Source organism: Planctomycetota bacterium (genome assembly GCA_016235865.1).
GTDB lineage: Bacteria > Planctomycetota > MHYJ01 > JACQXL01 > JACQXL01 > JACRIK01.
This window is the reverse complement of sequence record JACRIK010000015.1, coordinates 1-2,920: the sequence shown is the minus strand read 5'-3', so window position 1 is coordinate 2,920 and position 2,920 is coordinate 1. Positions and strand designations below refer to the sequence as shown.

General features: G+C 48.4%; 2 protein-coding genes. Both read right to left on the bottom strand.

Going from position 1 to position 2,920, the window contains the following annotated elements; genetic code table 11:
* Nucleotides 1–207, bottom strand: a 207-nt coding sequence (locus HZA49_05015) for a hypothetical protein (protein ID MBI5778796.1), incomplete at its 3' end; no start/stop codon positions are given.
* A 124-nt stretch (nucleotides 208–331) separates the two neighbouring features.
* On the bottom strand, nucleotides 332–2,920 hold a 2,589-nt coding region (locus HZA49_05010; protein MBI5778795.1), incomplete at its 5' end, for an Ig-like domain-containing protein.

The following is a 2,920-nucleotide window of genomic DNA, read 5'->3' as shown; positions in this document are numbered from 1 at the left end:
AGCCGGATTCCAGTAGGTGGCGCTGGCGTCATCAGCAATACCTACGAAGGTCTTGCCCATAGCCAGAGAACGGGCGCCAGCGCTGTAGGATAAGAACGCTCCCGGCCGGCCGCCGTCTTCCCTGGCAAAGCCGAGATCCAGTGAATACAGTGGTAGAGTGGTAAAGTGGTAAACTAATAGAAATAGTATCAAATAATACTTCTTCATACAACTTTACCTCTTCTCTCCCTAAGTGATCTCAATCCATTAAGCATCCGGCCAACATCAGTAGCTAATTCAATCAATATTTTCCCCACTCTCCCACTTACCACTCTCCCACTCTATCACTCTATCACTTCACCACCAGAATCTTGAACTTCTTCTTCTGGCCGTCAGAGTGAACAAACACAATATACCCACCGTTGGCGACGATATCATCCGGGCCGTTGCGGCCGTTCCAGGCGAGCTGGTTGAGTCCGGCGCGGGCGTTTTGCTCGCCTGCGGGTATTTCCCAGGTCTTGACCAGGTTGCCTAATAAATCATAGATAGCGATAGCTACATCACTATCATTTTCTAAGTAATATTGAACCGTGATTTGCTGTTTGTTTGGATTAAACGGGTTCGGATAGCAGCTTAAGTCATCCAGGGAAGCGCCGGGGGCATTGAAGCCTGCCAGCGCAAAGATACCAAAGCCATCCAAATCTACAGTTAGTTCCTGTTCTTGTTCATTGTAGCTTTGCGGTGAGAGCAATCTTGGCGCAAACTGGCTCTTTTCCCCGGTATTTTCGCTTTGGCTATCAGCCCTCCATACGCCAGGAGCGCCTTTGTCAGTTACACTGCCAGTCTGATAGACCTTGATATTTTTGTATTCAACAGGGTCGCTCTCCAGGGCCAGGGCAATCCATTGCTGTTTCAGTACCACTATCACTTTGAAGGCTCGCGTGACCTGCTGCTGTACAATAGCGCCATTCTCATCATAGAAGATGATCTGGTACGCCTTCCGACCGTCAAACAACCATTTCAAGGGTTTGGGCAGTTTCGGCGGACTAGTCTGATCTAACAGGGCCAACTCAAAGTAACCGTCGCAGGGTAAAGCATTGGGCGGGATGATCAGGGTTAATCCTGTAGCGGCATCAGTGATGGTCCCGCCTTCCTTAGCAGACATCATCGTGCGGAAGCTGAACCAGCAGGTATCTAAATAATTCCTGACCCGGTCGGAAATAGTGTTCTTGAGGGTCACCTCGTATTCCCGATTATTCTTGAGCTGGCCATCAATACTGAGCGTATCTGTCGCCGAATCATACGTGATCGTGAAGTCTTTTTTGCTATTCCCCGGTCCCTCTTTACCACTGTACCACTCTACCACTTTACCACTTTCCTTCAGCGCTATATCATTAGCCCAGTCAGCGCTTTTGACTGGTTCGCTAAAAGTTATCTTTATGGGCACAGCTTTTTTGGCTTTTACTTTGGCCTTATTGGCTGGCCAGGTTTCTTTCACTTGCGGCTTGGTACTGTCAAAGATGGCGGCGTAGGTACTGGCTGGTTCACTGTTTCCTACGTTATCCAGGGCATAATAGATGATCGTATGCAATCCATCGGGGGAATTGGTTGCTATATAGCAACTGCTGGACAGAATGGTTGCATAATCATTAGCATCTAATTTAGTCTTGATGTGCTTCAGGCCAGACGAGACTCCCTGGGATAGAGGATCAAGGGCCGAGATCAGGAATGGGATCTTGCTGTTCACATAGGTAATTGTCCCTTCAGTTACTTCATAGCTGGTATCGGTGATTTTAAAGCTGGTTGCCGGAGCAGTCGTGTCTACGTACAGAACGTAGTTCTTCTCCAACTCGGTGTTGCCTAACTTATCAGTGGCTGAGTAGTAAATAGTGTGCCGGCCTTCGGTTAACAGTGGTAGAGTGGTAGAGTGATACAGTGGTAACGTACTGGTAGATGGCACAATTATATATGCGCCACTGTCTACCTTGTAGGTCAGCTCTTTTATGCCGCTGCCGGCGTCGGTAGTCGTTAGGTTTATTTTTGTCTGGTCATTGATATAGCTTTTCCCATCAACTACGAACCATGAACCAGCAACGTGTATTTCCGTCTCCGGCGGCACGTTGTCTATCCAGAAGGTCTCGGCCTGGATGTCTTCTGTGTTGCCTAGCTGGTCCTGGGAGTAGTATTCAACCTTAGTCTCCCCGTCTCCAGTGATCGTAAAGCTCGAAGCATATACTGTCCAGGCAGCGCTGTTTACGCGATAGTTTATCTCTTTTATCCCTGAAGATACCTCGTTTACTACCGGATCAGCAGCGGTTATTACCAGGCTATCGCCGGTAATGAAAGTTTTTCCTTCAACTATCAACGATAAACCAGCAACTATCAACTCGCTCACCGGTTTGGTCGCATCGGTCTTGAAAGCAAACGTCTTGGTTTCTTCAGCGCCGCCAAGATTGTCCAGGGCATAGTATTTGAGAGCGTGGAGACCGTCGGGTAAAGCAAGTGATAGAGTGGTAGAGTGGTAAAGTGGTAAAGTAGTACTGGTCGAGATAGACACTTGCCAGGGCTGGTCATCAAACATATATTGAATTTCCTTGACGCCTGAGCCGGTGTCTTGCGCGGTGATGGTAAAACTCGCCAGCGAGACCAGGTATTTCTCTTCATTCACTGTGACCTGCGCGCTGTTAACTGCTATCTGACTTTCCGGCGCGCTTACATCCAGCACCAACATGGCTTGTTTGATCTCCTCCCCATTGCCCAGCTGATCAGTGGCTGAGTAGTAAATAGTGTGCCGGCCTTCGGTTAACAGTGGTAAAGTGATAGAGTGGTAAAGTGGTAAAGTACTGGTAGAAGGCACAACAACGTATGCGCCACTATCCACCTTGTAGGTCAGCTCTTTTACTCCACTGCCAGCGTCTGTAGCTATCAGTTGTATTGTGCT